Source organism: Bacillus sp. GW823-FHT06B01 (genome assembly GCF_058952315.1).
In genome coordinates this window covers 106960-126606 of sequence record NZ_JBXAHR010000003.1, presented here as the reverse complement: position 1 = coordinate 126606, position 19647 = coordinate 106960, and the positions used below count along the sequence as shown (strand labels likewise).

The following is a 19647-nucleotide window of genomic DNA, read 5'->3' as shown; positions in this document are numbered from 1 at the left end:
TGAATTTGGAGGTGGGGATCTTACTGCCCATTAAAGCGGGATAAACGATATCAACAAACAATATTAATAAAAGAAGACTGTTCCACAATGGAACAGTCTCTCCCTTTTACTCCGCGCCTTCCGCAGTCGCTATATTATCCTCTAAGTTTTCTCTCGATAATTCAGCCGCCATAAAGTCAGCTGTTTCTGGAAGTGCTAAATGCATATGAGCTTTTTGACAAATTTGGATCGTACAGTTTTCAACAACATAATCGAAAACATGTCCGCCTCCGCTTCTTGCATCGTCAATGTAATGTAAGTGGAAACCAGCTACACCAATGCCTTGCGCATAATCTGGTGTCCAAAATCCAGCAAGCGTACCTTCTGTCTCTTTAAACGAAAAGATCGGCTGTGATTTCGTCACTTCAACGAGCGGTGTATACGGTTTTTCTTGTCTTGGAACAGTTCTCGTTCTTACTTCACGGAACGTACCGTCCATTCTAATAGCGTAAAATAAGTTTTTACTTGGCATTAATTCATGTAATAATGCCTCAACTTCTTCACGATTCATCGGACGCTCTACCGTATAACTCATTTCTTTTTCAAAAAACGTTACAGTCGCAAACGGTGTTGTTTCTTCCGGTTCTACTTTTTCTGCTGAACCGTCTGAACGTAAATGATAAAATTCGTTATCAAATGCAATCATTTCACCATCTAATTGATCAAATGTGCCGATGCCGAAATCACCACGTTCTTTCAATTCCTCAAAGCTAATTACACCATCATATATACCATCTAATAGCGCAAGCATTGTAGATGTTTGATATACTTCATTACTCGTTTTCGTTCTTTTTGCATCAATATCAATGAATTGTGCAACAGTCATCTCAATCATGCCTCCATTAGTTTAATTGGTTTGGTAATAATTTTTCGCTTAATTTAATGTTGTCACGGTAGTCAATTGGAATATCAATAATGACAGGACCTTCTGCTTCTAACGCTTCTCTCAATACACCTTCTAATTCATCTGGTGTATTGACACGAAGACCTAACGCCCCGAAACTTTCCGCATATTTCACAAGATCAACATCGCCAAACTCAGTAGCTGATGTTCTGCCGTATTTCATCATTTGTTGGAACGCAACCATATCGTACGTACCATCTCTCCATACGAGATGTACAATTGGAGCATTTAAACGTACCGCTGTTTCTAATTCCATCGAAGAGAATAAGAAACCACCATCACCTGACACGGAAACAACTTTCTTGCCCGGTTCAACTAAAGTAGCAGCAATTGCCCAAGGAAGTGCAACACCTAACGTCTGCATACCGTTACTAAATAATAGTCTACGTGGTTCATAAGAACGGAAACATCTTGCCATCCAAATAGAATGGGAACCGATGTCACATGTAACGGTTGTATCGTCACTAATTAAAGAACGAAGTGTACGAATCACTTGAAGCGGATGCGTAACACCTTCTGAAGCACGGTTTGGAACTTCTGCTTGTTCTGATAATTTCGCACGTAATCGTTCTAACACTGCTTCTGATTTCGAACTTAATACAAGTTTCGGTAATTTTTCTGCAATGCTATTTACAGTTAAAGCAATATCACCAATTAATTCGCGCTCTGGTTGGTAATCATGGTCGATATCCGCTTGATGATCATCAAGATGAATGATCGTTCTGTCTCCAAGTTTATTCCAGAATTTTGGATCATACTCAATTGGGTCATAACCGATAGAAATAACAAGGTCTGCTTCTTCTAGTAAAATATCACCTGGTTGGTTACGGAATAATCCAACGCGGCCAAAGAAATGATCTTCTAACTCACGCGAAATTGCACCAGCCGCTTGATATGTTTCAACGACAGGAAGTTCTGTATCCGCAATTAATTCACGAACGGCTTTCGTCACTTCATTTGTGCTCGCTCTCATACCGAGTAAAATAACTGGTAATTTCGCCGATTTTATTTTTTCTACTACATATGTAATTTCATGTGTGGGAGCGATTCCAAGCTGTGGCTTAGAAAGCGCACCGATAGACTCTACAGTCGTTTCCGCAGTCATAACGTCTTGCGGCAGACTTACTAAAGTAGCTCCTGGATTAGTGGAAGTCGCACTTCGGAATGCATTTGATAGTGCTTCTGGCACATTATCAGGATGCTCTACTTCTACGCTATATTTTGTGATTGGTTCGAATAGTGCAGCATTATCCATAGATTGATGCGTACGTTTTAATCGATCTGTACGCGGAACTGCACCAGCTAAAGCAACAACGGGATCACTCTCCGCATTCGCAGTAACAAGACCTGTCGCTAAATTCGATGTCCCTGGTCCTGAAGTTACAAGACATACGCCCGGTTTCCCTGTTAATCTACCAATAGCAGCTGCCATAAATGCTGCGTTTTGTTCATGACGACAAACAATTAACTCTGGTCCTCTTTCTTGCAGTACATCAAATACAGAGTCAATCTTCGCTCCTGGAATACCGAAAACATGTGTCACACCTTGTTTAATTAAACAATCAACAACAAGATCTGCTCCTTTTGTTTTTGTTTTCACGTCGTTTGCTTTTACACCTGTACTCAAACTAATCATCCCTTTATTTCATAATGTGTGTAATAAAGATTTTTAATTTCACCTAGTTAATTAATGTAGTGAAGTATTATTTATCATTATATTACAAATGCATTATTTTTCCAACAATATGAATTTGGCAGTTTTTTGACAACCATTAAGGAATACGCTTACAACCCTTTATTTATCCTAAAATAATAATTTTATATCTCATCTAAAAATGCACGAAAAACTTTCATCTAGTCACAGTATTAAAAACATTACAGTACCTTGCAAAGAACACTACTAAATGATATATTTGTAAATATTGGAATACCCAGCAATTGGAATGTGTTTTGTAATTCATCATTTTATAAAGGAAAGTGATTGTTATGAACAAAAGTGAATTTTTGGAACAACTTAGTTCTTCCCTGCGGAATATGCCTAATGTAGAAAAGAAAGATATTATTTCAGAGTATGAAACTCATTTTATCAGTGGTAAACAGGATGGGAAATGTGAAGAAGAAATTGCTAGAAAACTAGGAAACCCTAAAACGATCGCTAAAGAACTTAATGTTTCCTATGCAATAAGCAATGCTGACAAGAAACGCAGCTTTAAAAATATGATAACTGCACTATTTTCTGTTATGAGCTTAAGTATTTTAAACTTTGCCTTTATCATTATCGCCTTTTTCGTACTACTCTTTTTATTACCTATTATTCTAGCACTTATCATTGCCACTCCACTATTAATCATCTCACCTATTTTATTAATAGGATTAGGATTTTTCAAAGGATTTCATCAAATTAGTTATTCCGATGTTTATAATGTGTTCATCGCTTTTTGCGGCGGTTTACTCATATCCGTCATATCTTACCAAATGGTAAAACATCTATACGCAACTTTAGTAAAGTATTTGAAATGGAATATAGCTATTTTACAAAGATAATAATGAATATAAAAGGAGATTAAAATGAAGAAGTATACTTTATATCTACTCATGTTACTTACAATTTTATTGCTACCAGCTTGTTCAAACAGTGCACAACCTAAGGAAGAAAACGATGTACAATCTATTAAAGATGTAACGATTAAAATTCCAGAAACTATATTCACTTCCTCAAAAAAAAATGAAACTATTAACGAAGACGAAATGAAACAAAATATAAAAACGTATTTAAATTATAGCGGAGAGTTATACGAAAACATCGTTCCACTTTCGTCAGCCATGTCTGACGAGAATGTCACGAAATCCGACCGAGAGAAATTAAAACAACTAGTAAATTTAGCGCAACAAAATGATGCGAACTTCCATGATTTTATTAGTAACAATACGATCCCTGATGATTACAAACAGCCTTCAAAGGAAATTCATGATTACATTTCAGCGTCTACGGCACTTTCAGTAGAACTAGAGCAAGAATTAGATAAACTCGCGCAAGATGGTAACTTATTCAAAACTGATTTTTCTTTTACAAAACGCTTTGAGAAAGTGAATGGTAGGAAGCAAAAAGAAATTGAAACATTTTTGAAGGAAAAGAATATTAAGACGGAGTATTTCCACAAATAACAAACAAAAAAGACGCCCCTATACAGGGGCGTCTTCCACTATTACGCTTGTTGTTGCGCGTTATATAATTCTTCAAGTGGCTGCATGATAATTTTGTTAACGTCAGTGATAACGATGTTTAGGCGTTGTTCAGTTTCCATTAACTTTGTGATTTTAGCATCTTGTTGAATGCGAGCTACCACTTCTTGTGCTTTTTGGTTATCTTCTTCAGTGATTTCTTGACCTTGCATCATTTTTTGTTGTAGGCCAAGTTGCATTGTGCGGAACTCATCGAATAAGTTCTTTGAATTTGCATCACCTTGTACTGCTGCGTAGCTTGCTTTTAATGTTTGGAAATCTTCGTTTTCAGCGATTGCTTTTTGTAATTCATATGCAACATCATGAATGTTTTTTGTCATTTTATTTTTCCTCCTTTAGAAGGCTAGCGCTTGTCATGCGCACTGCCTTTTCAGTGCATTTACATACGCACTCTTCTTACCATATCAAACTATGCAAGAGATGTGAAGAAATTTCACTTTTATTTCTATGTACTTACCTTATTATTTAAGAAACAACAGTAATAATCCTTGCACAATTCCAATCATTCCGCCTAATAAGGCACCTAAATACGTAATCATTTTTAGTTCATTTTTTGTAATGGACAGCACTAAATCTTCTAGTCTCTCCGTTGAAAATGTGGAGACTTCTTGCTGGACAATTTCAGCCAAGTGGAGATTATTTAGTATACTCGCTACGTTTTCTGCTCCCCACTTCAAGCCTTTCGTTACTGCACTTGGAACTACCTTTTCCATAATTGTTTCTCGAACTGGCTCACATACTTGCTGCACAGATTGATTTAAAAATTTACTCACTGTTTCTTCAACTTTAACCGCTGACAATATGGAGCTTACAATCATTTCTTTTTCTACAAACGTTTCTACTTCTTTTACATCTCTTCCTTTTAACTTTTCCCACTCTTTTTGCAGTACGTCAGTTAAAAGCTGCTTTGTTCCATCTTGCCCTAAAAACTTAATGACTTCTGGCTGCACACGATCCACTACACTTACATTCCCTAAAAACATTCCGACTAAGTTAAGTAGCGTTCCCCTAGAAGCAAAGAAATCATCAATCATTTTTGAAAGACGTGCTTTCCCTTCTTCACTCTCAAAGAAATTAATTCCTCGCTCTAAAATAAATGCCGAGACATTTGGGATTGTATTCTCTATTTTTTCATGAACAGAATGAGGTAAAGCCTGTTCCCATGTATATGTATAATACTCTGCTAAAAATGCCTCTATTTTTTCTGTAATCACATGTTCGATTTTCCCGGTCGCCTCTTTTTCTACATACGCTACATTCCATTTTTCTAACATATGTCGTAACGACTGTTCATTCGTAATTACTTTATCCACTTCTACTTGTGTCCATTGAATTAAACCTTTTTGAAACTCTTCATTTGTTAATTTCTTTCCGATTCCTTCTGGCGTTAACAAATGTTCGACAACCATTTTTCCTAATTGAACAGCAAGTTCATCACGGCGCTTCGGAATTAACCCTGGTGTAAATGGAACTTGAAATTTTCCAATATAAATAGGGCGATGAGGACGAAATAACATTTTTATCGCTAAATGATTTGTAAATCCTCCAATAATCGCTCCGAGCCCTGTCGTCGTTAACATACTTAACCATATATTCATTACAATCAACCTTTCGCTTCTCCAAAACTATAGCATATCATCATACGGACAAAAGTATAATGGTATAAAAACGTATTTGCAATATATAGCTCTGCTTATTATGCCAACATTTTGTTAGTAAAGGAGTGATTTCGTTGGTTCTCGGTATTTTAACTTCTCACCCTCATTATGAGCAAATGTATTACACCGAAATCGCTAAACGCGCTCGGCTTTATCATAATGTCGTTGCCCAGTTTACGCCATTTGGTATTGATCCTAAAACAGACCTTGTCTCTGGTCTGATTTATGATACAGATACAGGAAAATGGAAAGAGCAAATATTCCCTATTCCTTCTTATATTTACGATCGTTCTTCTTTTAACGAGGAAACAGACTTCAATAAAGCACAATCAATTATTCACTCATTACACAACCGTCCTACCACTACCTTTTTAAATAACACACTCATTGACTTAAGCGAACTTCATGATTTATTTCTCACGAATAAAAAATTATCTCCTTATATACCAAAATTTGAAATAGCAACGATACAAAACATTTTCAAACTGTTATTAAAAACAAAAGATATTATTATACGGCCTACTAACACACATTCCAATGAAAGTCTGTACCGGATCGCTTATAAAAATAAAACGTTTCATATCGATACGATAAATGATGACTATCATACTTCTACTCCAATCAAACGGACAGATGAATTTATATCTTGGTACAAATCTAACATACGATCAGCACGTTACATCACCCATACAATGCTACAACCACCAAATCAATTAACATACCCGCTTCATATTCGAACCATTTTGCAAAAAAATAAAGAACAGAAGTGGACTGCTATCGGCCAATTTATACAAAAAAGCTCATTTCCGAATCAACTTTTACTTTCGGCAACGGATGATTCCTCGCTGCATTCGTTTTCAAAAATTAAATACGTACTATCTAGTACAGGTGTACAATTATTACAGGACGCTTTACATGACATTATAAATGAAGTGTTTCAAACATTAGATCAATCTTATTCTTCGTTATTCGAGCTAGAGCTTTCCACCATTATGGATCAAAAAGGGGCAATTTGGCTTATGTATGTCAACACGATTCCCCCGTACGAACATTACATTCGTCATAGTGATGCACTAGCCGAAAAAATATATCACGGACCACTAAAGTTTAGTCGCTTCACACCATAATGAAAGGAGGTAACACCATTTTGAAAGAGCACATATATACATTAAACATTTCAGATGAGCATCCAAATAGTATTACTTTACCTTATATTTTTTCCATTACACCACCAATTGCATCTCTTTCCTTCGGCGTACGCCATGTTGCAAGTGAAGAGGTGAAAATTCATTATTCCTTTACTCGCGAAATCATTATCGGAAAACAAATTGCAGAGAAACTTTTACTTCCTCATTCCACTACTATCCATGCATTCACGCAAAATGAAACCATTATTTTCGGACCATTAATCGGGATTTTTACAACTGGTTTTAACGATGACTCTTCTAATCCTTTAGGAAACCGTTCAACTTCTCTTGGCGAGTTACTAACGCCACCATTCACCTTGCGACCATTTGTATTCGTTTTTGGTGTGCAACATATAAACTGGGAAGACGAAACAATTGAAGGATATTTCTTTCAAGAGGAACAGTGGATAAAGAAAAAAGTCCCTTTACCGAATGTCATTTACGATCGATTACCAAATCGTAAAGCCGAAAATTATAAACCGATCGTAAGAGCAAAAAGAAAGTTAGAGCATGACTATGCTATTCCATGGTTTAATCCAGGCTTTTTCAATAAATGGGAAGTGCATCAACTTCTTATGAAAGATGAATCCATTATTCCCTTATTACCAAATACGGAAGCTTTTCAACACTTCGAACAAGTAGAACGCTTTCTTGGCACGTATAAATCTGTTTACATGAAACCGATACACGGCAGCTTTGGTAGAAACATTCATCAAATATTTTACTCTCAAACAGAGAATTGCTACTACTGTCGTTATCGCGAAAATGAAGAAAATAAACTAAGAAAGTACCAATCATTAGAAACGCTTCTGAACCATGTATTAAAAGGACATGATTTAAAAAAGTTTATCGTACAACAAGGTATTTCCTTACTTCGCTTCGATGGGCAACCTGTTGATTTTCGCATTCATACAAATAAAAATCATTTCGGCCAATGGATGGTCAGTGCAATCGTTGCAAAAATTGCTGGCAAAGGTAGCTTAACAACGCATGTAAATAGCGGTGGCGATACAAAATTACTGCAAGAACTTTTTCCAGATTCAACGAAACAAGTTCAAATTGAAAATAAATTAAAACATACAGCCTTACAAATCAGTTACGCGCTCGATGAACAAGTAACCGGAAATATTGGAGAAATTGGTTTTGATATCGGCTTAGACACGCAGGAAAACCCGTGGCTCTTTGAAGCAAACTCTAAACCTGGGCGAACTGTATTCCAAGATGAAAAGTTAAAAGAACAAAGTGAACTGACGCGCCAATTATTTTACGAATATGCCATCTACTTAACTGAACATTCTTTGCGCCATGCAAAAGAAAAAATGGCTCAAATAAAATCCGGAACTCCATCAAACACCGAACATATCCCATCCCCTATGATTCACTCACAAATACGAAAACAAAAACTTCCACCTCATTCATAAGGTGGAAGTTTTCTATTTACACAAGTTTCACTACAACCTCTGTTTCCACATTACACATCCCGCAATAAAAAACATGATTGCAGTACTCTTGTGAATTACTATGTGTTAAACCATCTACTGCACTTAATAATTCTTGATCCATATACGCACTATAATCGTCTATGTAATCTACAGTTTTCCCATAATCTTGGAGTATACCTTGGCAATTTTGACAAGAATATGTTTGTGATTCTAATGCGTTGCAAAGCGGGCAAATTCCCATCACGATTCCTCCATACGTTATCATTTACAAGCAGATTGAAGAGAGCATCTAGCCGTGCATAGGAGCGTCCTGTCCCCCTACTTAAAATAGAACTATAAAGTTGCTACCGATTTAATTTTAGTAAGTCATAAATAAGAAGTTAATGATTTGCCCCACAATAGCGGGATACAAAAAGAAAAACATATTTCATATCGCTCTTAGTTTAGCCTTCTTTCTAAAAAATACAACGATTACTCTTATTTCATAATTTACGAAATCACTAAGATTTTTTTACAAAATTTACAAATTATTATTTCGTATATCTTTCTAGGTAACATCCATACTATGAGTACAAACTTAATTACCGATGGATTAGCGCCAAACGGGGCGATAATCTGGTTCAAATCCAGCTAGTCCAACCAAAAAAAATTTTTATAACTCTAAGGAGGATATATTCCTATGGCAAACCAAAGTTCTTACAATCAATTAGTAGTACCAGGAGCAACAGCTGCAATCGATCAAATGAAGTACGAAATCGCTCAAGAATTTGGTGTACAATTAGGGGCAGATTCTACGGCTCGCGCTAACGGTTCTGTTGGTGGAGAAATTACAAAACGTCTAGTTGCAATGGCTGAGCAAAGCCTTGGCGGATTCCAAAAATAAATATATATGGCAAAAAGGTCTCAAGGCATATGCCTTGAGACCTTCCTTCATTTACTGCAACATTTGTAAAAACTTCTTCGTACGTTCTTCTTTTGGATTTGTAAATACATCTTCTGGTGTACCTTGTTCGACAACGACACCGCCATCCATAAAAATAACACGGTTCGCAATTTGATGTGCAAAGCGCATTTCGTGCGTTACAATCACCATCGTCATGCCTTCTTTAGCAAGTTCTTTCATTACTTTCAGAACTTCTTGAACAAGTTCAGGATCAAGTGCTGACGTCGGTTCATCAAATAGTAATACTTCCGGCTCCATCGCAAGCGCGCGAGCAATTCCAACGCGCTGTTGTTGTCCGCCTGATAATTGGAACGGATATAAGTCTACTTTATCCGCAAGACCAACTTTTTCAAGGAAATAGGTCGCTTTTTTCTTCGCTTCTTCTTTCCCCATCTTTTTCACTGTAACGAGCCCTTCCATTACATTTTGAAGTGCTGTTAAATGAGGGAATAGATTATGGTGCTGGAATACCATACCTGTTTGCGTACGAAGATTGACAATATCTTTCTTCGATACTTTTTGAGAGAAGTCGAGCTCTTTATTACCGATGCGAATATTACCAGCGTTCGGCGTTTCTAACACGTTGAGACAACGCAGGAATGTCGTTTTACCAGATCCAGATGGACCGATAATAACAACAACCTCCCCCTTCTCAACTGATAAATCTATATGTTTTAGTACGGTATTATCTCCGAAACTTTTTTGTAAATGTTGAATTGAAATCATAAAAACAAAAACTCCTTTTATGAAAGGGTTATTTTAGAGTGTAACGTTCTGAACGTTTTTCTAATATTTGTTGCACAATAGATAATAAGAAGCAAATTGCCCAATAAATTAGACCTGCTTCGAAATAAACAATTAAAAACTCATAGTTCATTGCCGCAATTTCCTGCGCTTTTCGGAACATTTCTGTTACTAAAATTAACGATGCTAATGAAGTATCCTTCACTAAACTAATAAATGTATTCGAAAGCGGCGGAATAGATACTCGCGTTGCCTGCGGTAAAATAACACGTTTTAATGCTTGCGGGTATGTCATCCCAATTGTGTAAGCTGCTTCCCACTGTCCTTTCGGGATTGAAAGGATAGAAGCACGAATAATTTCAGATGCATACGCACCAACATTTAACGAAAATCCAATAACTGCTGCTGTATATGGCTCAACTTCAATATTAAGAGTTGGAAGACCATAGAAAATAATAAATAGCTGTACAAGAAGTGGCGTTCCGCGAATGATAGATACATAGATACGAGCAATCCATTGTAAAATACGACTACCTGAAATACGTGCAAGCGCTGTTAACGTCGCAAGTATAATCCCGATAATAAATGTAATAAGCGTTAATGGAATTGTCGTAAATACAGCTTCCTTCAGCATAGGCATGAAGGAAGACTGCATAATATCTATCCAAGTAGACAATCGATCTGAAACCAACGCACTACTTAGATACATTTTCACCGAACCATTTTTTCGCTATTTTATCGTACGTACCATCTTTTTTCATATCTTCTAACGCTTTATTTACTTCTTGTACTACCTTGTCGCTACCTTTACGGAATAAGAATCCACTTTGTGACGCTTCTTTTTCTGTATCTACAATTTTAATTTTTGCATCTTTTTTCGTTTCTAAATAATTTAGCACTGATAATTTATCATTAATTGTGAAATCAACGCGTCCAGTGTTTAATAATTCTGCAGCTTGGCTAAAGCCTTCTACATTCGTAATTTCTGCACCATTTTTCTTAGCAATATCTGCATAGTTACTTGTTAAAGATTGTGCTGCTTTTAATCCTTTTACATCAGCAAATGTAGCAGGTTTATCTTTATCCTTCGCAATAACTAATACCGCTGAAGATGAAACATATGGGCTAGAGAAGTCATATTTCTTTTGACGATCTTCACGAATACCAACTTCATTCGCAACCATGTCGAAACGTTTTGCATCTAGACCAGCAAGTAAGCTATCCCATTGTGTTTCTTTAAATACAGGTTTTACTCCTAAACGTTTTGCAACTTCTTCTGCTAATTCAACGTCAAATCCAGTTAATTTATTACTTGAATCGTGGAATGTGAACGGTGGATATGTACCTTCTGTTCCAATTACAAGTTCACCACTTTGTTTTATCTTTTGTAACGCATCTTGATTAGCTGTATCTTTTTTCTCTTCTTTACCGCAGCCCGCTACAATCCCGATTGCTAATGTAGTTACTGCAAGTACTGAAAATAATTTTTTCATGATGGTAATCCTCCAAGTATTCTGATAGGAATTTAAAAACTATATTGATTGTATGCAATCTTGAACAATTTTTCAATGAAAATGTTCTTATTTAGTTTATCCTTTTTCTTCATAATCAAACAAAAGGAGAAAATAACGCTACATACAAAAAATAAGTAACATTTTTTAATATAGCATTTATAAAGAAAAAGGTAAAACAATACTTCTTATTTAACTGCCCTGATTCACTAAAAAAGAACTTGTGAAAATCACAAGTTCTCCTCCATACATATTAAGCGCTCTGGTTTCCTTCCATTTGCGTTTTGTACATATCGTAATAACGCCCGCGCTTTTTCATTAGTTCATCATGAGAGCCTTTTTCTAAAATCGTTCCTCTATCAAGCACAATAATTTGATCTGCGCTTTTAATTGTGGAAAGACGATGAGCGATAATAAATGTCGTTCTTCCTTTTTTCACAACTTCTAACGCTTGTTGGATCATCGCCTCTGTTTCTGTATCAATACTAGACGTTGCTTCATCTAAAATTAAAATGGCTGGATCAAAAGCGAGTGCTCTAGCAAACGAAATAAGCTGACGTTCTCCGGTTGAAAGTGTGCTTCCTTTCTCCGTAATTTCTTCATCTATATTGTTCGCAAACCGTTCAGCGCCAACATCACGCAATGCTTTTACGATGCGATCTTCTGAAATTTTTTCATTCTCTAAGCTTACATTAGAAGCGACCGTCCCGCTAAATAAAAACGGATCTTGCAGTACGATTCCCATATGTTCACGCGTTGCTTGTTTTGGCATCGCTTTTACATCGTGACCATCAATCGTAAGCTTCCCTTTTTCAAACTCATAAAACTGGAAGAGTACATTCATAATAGAACTTTTTCCTGATCCAGTATGACCGACAAGTGCCACTGTCTCTCCTTGTTTCGCTTCAAAAGAAATATTTTTTAGCACTTCATCTTTTCCATTATAAGAAAACGACACATTATCAAACTTCACATTTCCTTGTAGGCGAGGCATACGTTCCTCTTCTACTGCTTCCCCTTTTTCCTCTAACAATTCAAAAACACGTTCTGATGCAACACGCGATTGTTCTAAGTTAGCAAGCTGATTTACCATATTTGTAATTGGCGAGAACAATCGTGTTAAATAATCAACGAACGCATACAATATCCCTAGAGAAATGACGCCTGAAGCACTTAATGAAGCACCACCAAAATACCAAATCACACCTGTGAAAGCGATATTTCTTAATACAGACACTAAATTATGAGAAGTTGCTGCATTTAAATTCAAAATTTTATTTTGATACTTAAAATAATCGCCATTTAATTCTTCAAACTCTTTCTTCGTTTCACGCTCTTGACGAAACGCTTGAATAATCGGCATCCCTTGAATAGATTCATTCACTGTTCCGTTAATATCAGATAAACGTGAGCGCATTTTATGATTGTATACAGACGCATACTTTCTATAAAGAATTGCCCAAACAATTAAAATCGGGATGATAAGTAAACATAACGTCGCCAATTTTACATCGAGTAAAAATAGCGCAGCGAATATCCCGATAATATAAATGATACTAGAAACGAATGTCGCCAGTACCGTTACGTATAAATCACGAATGGCTTCCGTATCATTCGTAACACGCGATACAATTTTCCCTGCTGGTAAATGATCGAAATAACGAATCGGCAACGTTTGAATATGAGAAAAGACATCTTCCCTCATAATTTGAATAATTTTGTTCGCTGCCTTCTGTAGGAAAAATTGCTTTCCGTATGCAAATAATGAGACAACTACTAATAAAGCGAAATAACCACCACCAAGTAATAATAGGGGGTTTATTTCTGGTTTATAAAACGCAAACACTTCTTCTTTCGTTAATGCTTTCGCTTTATACACTTGCACTGCCTTACCATTTTGGACGGTAATCATATCATCTTTTACAGTACGTGACCCTTCAGCATTCACTTTATTCGGTACAAAGTAATATTGAAAACCGACTTGCATCACGCGTACTTCTTTTCCTTTTTTCTCACCTTCCTGGAAGCGATCACTTCGCTTATAAAAGGCGCCATTATACGAAACAGCCTCTTCACTCTTTTCTGTTTCATACCAAGGTTTCTCTATCCCGACGATATGATCGTCAATCATCGTTTTCGCGACGAAAGGACCAGCAAGCTCTGCGATAACGAAAATAAATAACATTAGCATCGCTGCAAAAATTGTCCCTTTTACTTTCATCGCATATTGAAACAATCGTTTTGAAACGCTCATATTTTCACCCCACTATCCGCACTTTCATTTTCCCCTTGTTGTCTTTCAAACTGCTCAGCATACCAGCCTCCGCTTTGAATAAGCTGTTCATGCGTACCCTCTTCCATTACTTCTCCTTCATCCATAACGAGAATCCAATCCGCATGTTGTACGGCAGATAAACGGTGCGTCGTAATAATCGTCGTTTTTCCGCTTCTTTCTGTTCTTATATTTTCAATGATCGCTGCTTCCGTACGAGCATCAACAGCTGATAAAGAATCGTCCAAAATTAAAATTTCTGGATTTTGAATGACAGCTCGCGCAATTGAAATCCTTTGTTTTTGCCCTCCTGATAAAGAAACACCCTTCTCTCCAACGAGCGTTTCTAACCCTTCTGGTAAAAACTCTAAATCCTTTTTAAACGCCGCAATTTCAATCGCTTTCTCGAGTTCTTCTTCCGTCGCTTCTCGGTTTCCGAATAAAATATTTTCCCTCGCTGTTTTTGAGAACAAAATATGTTCCTGAGGTACATACCCAATCCATCCGAGTACATTTTCATTCGTTATGTTATCTAACGTCACATCAGAGACTGCAATATCCCCATCTCCAAGTGGGTATTGACGAAGAAGCTGGCGTACGAGCGTCGTTTTTCCGCTTCCTGTTTTTCCAACAACCCCAAGCGTTTCCCCTTGTTTTAATGTAAATGAAACCTTTTTTAAATTTGTTTCAGTTGATGAAGGATATGAAAAGGTAACGTCATCGAACTGAATATAATCCGGCTCTTGTACAAGCTTTGGATTTTTCGGATCCTTGACATCCGGTTCATACGCTAACGTTTCATTCACACGGTCTAATGAAGCATTTCCTCTTTGCATAACATTAATTAATTCGCCAATTGCAAACATCGGCCAAATCATCATCCCTAAATACACGTTAAATGAAACAAGTTCACCAAGTGTTACCTTTGATTGAAATACAAGATACGCGCCATACACTAAACCAATTAAATAACTAAGACCAACAAGCATTTTCACAGTTGGCTGGAATAATGCATCGATTCTAGCTACTTTCATATTTTTTTCGTATACGTCATCTCCTAAATGATGAAATCTTTCCTGATCCGCGTTCTCTTGTACGTATGCACGAATAACGCGCACACCAGCGATCGATTCAAGTACTTTATCATTCATATCTCCGAACGCATCTTGCGCAACTGTAAATCTCTCATGCAATTTCTTTCCATATATGTTCATCGCATACGCCATAATCGGAAGCGGTATAAGTGCCGCAAATGTAAGCTCCCAACTAATTGTAAATCCCATCATAAAGACAATCGTAAGCATATATAAACTCGAATCCACGAGCGTTAATATACCGAAACCAGCTGTCATAGCAATTGCTTTTAAATCATTTGTCGCTCTCGCCATTAAATCACCAGTACGATTTTTATGATAAAACGTCGGTGTCATCTTAAGTAAATGCCCCATAAATTTAGAGCGCATCGTCTTCTCCAGTACGAATGCTCCCCCAAACAATTGATGTTGCCAAACGAAAGTAAGACCATATCCAATTACCGTAACCCCTATTAAAATAAGAATAAATTGCATAATTGCTGCATTCGTTAACGTTCCTGTTTTTATATTATCAATCGTAACCCCTAACACTTTCGGGGGAATGACTTCAACTATATTTACAATTAAAAGAGCTCCAATGGCGATACTATATCTCTTCCAATGCTCTTTAAAAAACCATTTTAACTTTAGTAATACTGATAACAATGTAACCTCTCCCTTCTCGTTCTCGTTTCACTCCCATTTCTTTACCCACTATCCAGATCCATCACATTTACATTTCGTAATCCATACAGTCTCATCACATTTTTCCACCTTCCAAATTTTTATATAGTAACGTGGAAAATAAACAAAAAAAAGCATACCGCCGCTTGACGATATGCACAAAAATGCATAAAAGCGTACGTTACGATATACGCAACGTACGCTTTTTATAAGACAAAGATGCCTTATATATCCGCACGGGCTGCGTAATGATATGAATGTTTTCTGCCATTTAACAGAGCTAAGCCCATCACATTTACGATTACAATCATTACGCACACCCCCTTCATTTATTTTCCATTTATAATCTTACAACTTTATTGAGTATTCTGTCAATTGTTTTTTTACAAACCGAATAAAAATATACGCTACATCATTTTGAAATAAGGGAATCTTCTGTAAGAAAGGGCATACAAAATAAAAAAAGAATAAGAAATCGTTTTCACAAACATTTCATTTGAAAAATGTTATCAAACACCCTACAATCACCTTATACTCACTCTTACAAGTTGCTATTTTAGGAGGACTAATCATGACAACTAGCAATACGTACAAATTTTATTTAGACGGAGAATGGAGAGAAAGCTCTTCAGGAGAAACAATCGAAATTCCATCTCCATACTTACACGAAGTAATTGGACAAGTACAAGCAATTACTCGCGGAGAAGTAGATGAAGCAATTGCATCTGCAAAAGAAGCTCAAAAATCATGGGCGGAAGCTTCTCTACAAGATCGCGCAAAATATTTATATAAATGGGCTGATGAGCTCGTAAATATGCAAGATGAAATTGCCGATATCATTATGAAAGAAGTCGGTAAAGGTTATAAAGATGCGAAGAAAGAAGTTGTTCGTACAGCTGATTTCATTCGTTACACAATCGAAGAAGCTCTTCATATGCACGGAGAAAGCATGATGGGCGATAGCTTCCCTGGCGGAACGAAATCTAAACTTGCGATCATCCAACGCGCACCCCTTGGTGTTGTATTAGCAATCGCACCATTTAACTACCCAGTAAACTTATCTGCTGCAAAACTTGCACCAGCATTAATTATGGGTAACGCTGTTATTTTCAAACCAGCAACTCAAGGTGCAATTAGTGGTATTAAAATGGTTGAAGCACTTCATAAAGCTGGCCTTCCAAAAGGTCTTGTAAACGTAGCTACAGGACGCGGTTCTGTAATTGGTGACTACTTAGTAGAACACGAAGGCATCAATATGGTATCGTTCACAGGTGGTACAAACACAGGTAAACATTTAGCGAAAAAAGCTGCAATGATTCCACTTGTATTAGAACTTGGTGGTAAAGACCCTGGTATCGTTCGTGAAGATGCTGACTTACAAGATGCTGCAAACCATATCGTAAGCGGTGCATTCTCTTACTCTGGTCAACGTTGTACTGCTATTAAACGTGTACTTGTACACGAAAACGTAGCGGACGAGCTTGTTAGCTTATTAAAAGCGCAAGTAGCTGAGCTATCAGTTGGATCTCCAGAACAAGACAGCACAATCGTTCCATTAATCGACGACAAGTCTGCTGACTTCGTTCAAGGCTTAGTTGACGACGCTGTTGAAAAAGGTGCAACAATCGTTATCGGTAACAAACGTGAGCGTAACTTAATTTACCCAACATTAATCGACCACGTAACAGAAGAAATGAAAGTTGCTTGGGAAGAGCCCTTCGGCCCAATCCTTCCAATCATCCGTGTTTCTTCAGATGAACAAGCAATTGAAATTGCTAACAAATCAGAGTTCGGTCTACAAGCAAGTGTCTTCACAAAAGACATTAACAAAGCATTTGCAATTGCTAACAAAATCGAAACTGGTTCTGTTCAAATTAACGGACGCACAGAGCGCGGCCCTGACCACTTCCCATTCATCGGTGTAAAAGGTTCAGGTATGGGCGCACAAGGTATTCGTAAGAGCCTTGAGTCTATGACACGTGAAAAAGTAACAGTATTAAACTTAGTTTAATCTTATATGTAGAAGCTGATCTAGTTTTGGATCAGCTTCTTTTTATATCAAATAATTATTCATTCCTAATAACAAACTCTTCTCTATAATCTGATTATTACTATATCCATTGACGTATAAAAATTCATTTGTTACTCTTAAAGACGTTAATTTAATATTTAAATCCTCATTCGTATCTCGGTGAGGTAGAGGTTGCAGTCATTAAGAGTATCATTTCAGGAGATGTAGTGGCATTGATGAAGGAATGAGAAAGGAATGATTGCCGAAGTAAGCCCGTGTCCACCATGCACGCTTGCTGGGTCTGCATTTAATAAGTGCAGAACTGTCACAAACGTTTCGTTTGTGGAGAGCTATCGAGAGGTATGTCGTGGGTTTCTTATAAGATAGAAAGCATGTAGCGGCAAATTACGTGCTTTTTTTGTTTTGTTTGGGACTTCTCTTCTCTACTAAGAAGACATACATATCTCCTCGCTTGACTTGGTTATACTAACTTTGGAGGTATTTTCTATGCAACAAAAAAAATGGGGCTTTTGGGTATTAACAGCTTTCGTTGTCGGTAACATGGTTGGCGCTGGTATTTTCATGGTGCCAAGTACGTTGGCACAAACAGCAAGCCCTCTCGGTGTCACTTTAGCTTGGTTAACAACAGGGTTTGGTGTTTTAATGCTAGCTCTTGTTTTCGGTAATTTAGCAATTCGTCGTCCTGATTTAACGACAGGACCACAAAGTCATGCATATGCTTTATTCTCAACACCAAAAAAGAAAAAAATGGCTGGTTTCAGTATGGTATGGGGATATTGGGTAGCAAACTGGGCAAGTAACGTTGCCATCATTACATCATTTGCGGGATATTTATCACTCTTCTTCCCAATTATGAAAGATACACGACTACTATTTTCAATCGGTTCTTTTAACATAGAAGTCGGAAAACTAATTACATTTACGATTTGTTCCATCTTACTTTGGGGAACTCATATTATATTAACAAACGGTGTAAGCGGAGCTGGAAAGCTAAACTTCTTAGCAACAACAACGAAAGTAACTGGATTCCTTTTATTCATCGTCGTTACTTTATTTGCATTCGAAGCTTCTAAGTTTGGACAATGGTACACACCGATGATCGATAAATCAGGTGTATCACACGGCCTTCTTTCACAAGTAAACTTAGCTGCTCTTACAACGCTTTGGGCATTTATCGGAATTGAATCGGCAGTACTTTTATCAAACCGTGCTACCTCTCCTAAAACAGTAAAACGCGCAACAGTTGCAGGATTACTTATTACAGTTGCGATTTACTTAGGAATTACAATTTTAACAATGGGTGTACTTCACGTTGATAAATTACAAGCTTCTGAACGTCCATTAGCAGATGCATTAAACGCTGCAATGGGTCATGGCGGCGGGAAACTGATGGCATTACTTGCTCTTACTTCCCTATTCGGTTCTATATTAGGCTGGATTTTATTAAGCTCAGAAGTACCGTATCAAGCAGCAAAAGAAGGTTTCTTCCCTTCCTTCTTCACAAAAACAAATAAAAAAGGAAGTCCAATTTACTCATTACGATTAACAAACATTATGTCGCAAGTGTTCTTATTCTCAACATTATCAGGAACTATTGCGGAAGCTTATACATTCGTTATTACCGTATCAACACTGGCCTACCTCATTCCATATCTCGTTTCACCAATCTTCCAGTTAAAACTAGTCGCAACTGGTGAAACATATAAAAATGAAATGCGGGCAAGAATTACAGATGGCATAGTCGCAGTGATCGCACTTTGCTACGCACTATGGGTTATTAAAACCGGCGCATCCGATATAAAAACGTTCCTTCTCGGAATTGGTTTATTCGTAATCGGCTTTGCCTTCTATCCATTAATGAATCGTGATCAGAAAAAAAATAACGAAAAGAAAAACGAGCAAGTTGCATAACGCA

17 protein-coding genes and 1 riboswitch are annotated in these 19647 nt (G+C 37.0%); of the genes, 7 read left to right on the top strand and 10 right to left on the bottom strand.

Going from position 1 to position 19647, the window contains the following annotated elements:
• Window positions 1-106 precede the first annotated feature (106 nt).
• Together alsD and alsS are read right to left on the bottom strand one after the other, a co-directional pair.
• The gene (gene alsD / locus AC1Q8N_RS13760; protein WP_000215003.1) at window positions 107-865 is read right to left on the bottom strand and encodes an alpha-acetolactate decarboxylase; all 759 of its coding nucleotides are present in this window, start codon (window positions 863-865) and stop codon (window positions 107-109) included.
• 16 nt (window positions 866-881) lie between these two features.
• Window positions 882-2570, bottom strand: coding sequence for an acetolactate synthase AlsS (alsS, locus tag AC1Q8N_RS13755; RefSeq protein ID WP_048545630.1), 1689 nt, complete (start codon window positions 2568-2570; stop codon window positions 882-884).
• Between the two features lie 359 nt (window positions 2571-2929).
• On the opposite strand from alsS, the gene AC1Q8N_RS13750 reads away from it, so the two are divergent.
• Together AC1Q8N_RS13750 and AC1Q8N_RS13745 are read left to right on the top strand one after the other, a co-directional pair.
• Window positions 2930-3487 carry an HAAS signaling domain-containing protein gene (locus tag AC1Q8N_RS13750; RefSeq protein ID WP_098079878.1) on the top strand — a complete coding sequence of 186 codons (558 nt, stop codon included), beginning with the start codon at window positions 2930-2932 and terminating at the stop codon, window positions 3485-3487.
• A 24-nt stretch (window positions 3488-3511) separates the two neighbouring features.
• Entirely contained in the window at window positions 3512-4108 is a 597-nt protein-coding gene (locus tag AC1Q8N_RS13745; RefSeq protein ID WP_493521214.1) for an NDxxF motif lipoprotein, read from the top strand.
• Between the two features lie 41 nt (window positions 4109-4149).
• On the opposite strand, the gene AC1Q8N_RS13740 is transcribed toward AC1Q8N_RS13745, so the two are convergent.
• A complete protein-coding gene (locus tag AC1Q8N_RS13740; protein WP_048545636.1) occupies window positions 4150-4506 on the bottom strand; it encodes a YlbF/YmcA family competence regulator in 357 nt (118 codons plus the stop codon).
• A gap of 141 nt (window positions 4507-4647) precedes the next feature.
• On the bottom strand, window positions 4648-5784 hold the full coding sequence (locus AC1Q8N_RS13735) for a DUF445 domain-containing protein (RefSeq protein WP_116443056.1): 1137 nt from the start codon (window positions 5782-5784) through the stop codon (window positions 4648-4650).
• A gap of 134 nt (window positions 5785-5918) precedes the next feature.
• On the opposite strand from AC1Q8N_RS13735, the gene AC1Q8N_RS13730 reads away from it, so the two are divergent.
• Together AC1Q8N_RS13730 and AC1Q8N_RS13725 are read left to right on the top strand one after the other, a co-directional pair.
• Window positions 5919-6971: a YheC/YheD family protein gene (locus AC1Q8N_RS13730; RefSeq protein WP_098048660.1), complete on the top strand. Its 1053-nt coding sequence runs from the start codon at window positions 5919-5921 to the stop codon at window positions 6969-6971.
• 20 nt (window positions 6972-6991) lie between these two features.
• On the top strand, window positions 6992-8452 hold the full coding sequence (locus AC1Q8N_RS13725) for a YheC/YheD family endospore coat-associated protein (RefSeq protein WP_098681674.1): 1461 nt from the start codon (window positions 6992-6994) through the stop codon (window positions 8450-8452).
• Between the two features lie 16 nt (window positions 8453-8468).
• Here AC1Q8N_RS13725 and AC1Q8N_RS13720 read toward each other — a convergent pair whose 3' ends face one another.
• The gene (locus AC1Q8N_RS13720) at window positions 8469-8714 is read right to left on the bottom strand and encodes a hypothetical protein (RefSeq protein ID WP_000510463.1); all 246 of its coding nucleotides are present in this window, start codon (window positions 8712-8714) and stop codon (window positions 8469-8471) included.
• Window positions 8715-9152: 438 nt separating this feature from the next.
• Here AC1Q8N_RS13720 and sasP point away from each other — a divergent pair, with 438 nt between their 5' ends.
• The gene (gene sasP / locus AC1Q8N_RS13715) at window positions 9153-9356 is read left to right on the top strand and encodes a small acid-soluble spore protein, SasP family (protein ID WP_000013349.1); all 204 of its coding nucleotides are present in this window, start codon (window positions 9153-9155) and stop codon (window positions 9354-9356) included.
• Window positions 9357-9407: 51 nt separating this feature from the next.
• On the opposite strand, the gene AC1Q8N_RS13710 is transcribed toward sasP, so the two are convergent.
• The 5 genes from AC1Q8N_RS13710 to AC1Q8N_RS13690 all read right to left on the bottom strand — a co-directional run bounded on the left by AC1Q8N_RS13710 (window position 9408) and on the right by AC1Q8N_RS13690 (window position 15682).
• The gene (locus AC1Q8N_RS13710) at window positions 9408-10142 is read right to left on the bottom strand and encodes an amino acid ABC transporter ATP-binding protein (RefSeq protein ID WP_098048661.1); all 735 of its coding nucleotides are present in this window, start codon (window positions 10140-10142) and stop codon (window positions 9408-9410) included.
• Window positions 10143-10170: 28 nt separating this feature from the next.
• Window positions 10171-10869: an amino acid ABC transporter permease gene (locus AC1Q8N_RS13705; protein WP_033657688.1), complete on the bottom strand. Its 699-nt coding sequence runs from the start codon at window positions 10867-10869 to the stop codon at window positions 10171-10173.
• The gene (locus AC1Q8N_RS13700) at window positions 10856-11653 is read right to left on the bottom strand and encodes an amino acid ABC transporter substrate-binding protein (protein ID WP_046957228.1); all 798 of its coding nucleotides are present in this window, start codon (window positions 11651-11653) and stop codon (window positions 10856-10858) included. The genes AC1Q8N_RS13705 and AC1Q8N_RS13700 overlap by 14 nt, the downstream gene beginning before the upstream one ends.
• A gap of 271 nt (window positions 11654-11924) precedes the next feature.
• Window positions 11925-13925 (bottom strand): ABC transporter ATP-binding protein, encoded by a 2001-nt coding sequence (locus AC1Q8N_RS13695; protein ID WP_075312062.1) that lies wholly within the window; start codon window positions 13923-13925, stop codon window positions 11925-11927.
• Window positions 13922-15682, bottom strand: a complete 1761-nt coding sequence (locus tag AC1Q8N_RS13690) for an ABC transporter ATP-binding protein (RefSeq protein WP_493521213.1) — start codon at window positions 15680-15682, stop codon at window positions 13922-13924. Before AC1Q8N_RS13690 ends, AC1Q8N_RS13695 begins: the two co-directional genes overlap by 4 nt.
• A 589-nt stretch (window positions 15683-16271) precedes the next feature.
• Here AC1Q8N_RS13690 and gapN point away from each other — a divergent pair.
• Both gapN and AC1Q8N_RS13680 read left to right on the top strand, forming a co-directional pair.
• A complete protein-coding gene (gene gapN, locus AC1Q8N_RS13685) occupies window positions 16272-17711 on the top strand; it encodes an NADP-dependent glyceraldehyde-3-phosphate dehydrogenase (protein ID WP_087985762.1) in 1440 nt (479 codons plus the stop codon).
• A gap of 178 nt (window positions 17712-17889) precedes the next feature.
• A riboswitch (Lysine riboswitch) is annotated at window positions 17890-18072 on the top strand.
• A 146-nt stretch (window positions 18073-18218) separates the two neighbouring features.
• Entirely contained in the window at window positions 18219-19643 is a 1425-nt protein-coding gene (locus tag AC1Q8N_RS13680) for an amino acid permease (RefSeq protein ID WP_048545652.1), read from the top strand.
• The last annotated feature ends 4 nt before the right edge of the window (window positions 19644-19647 follow it).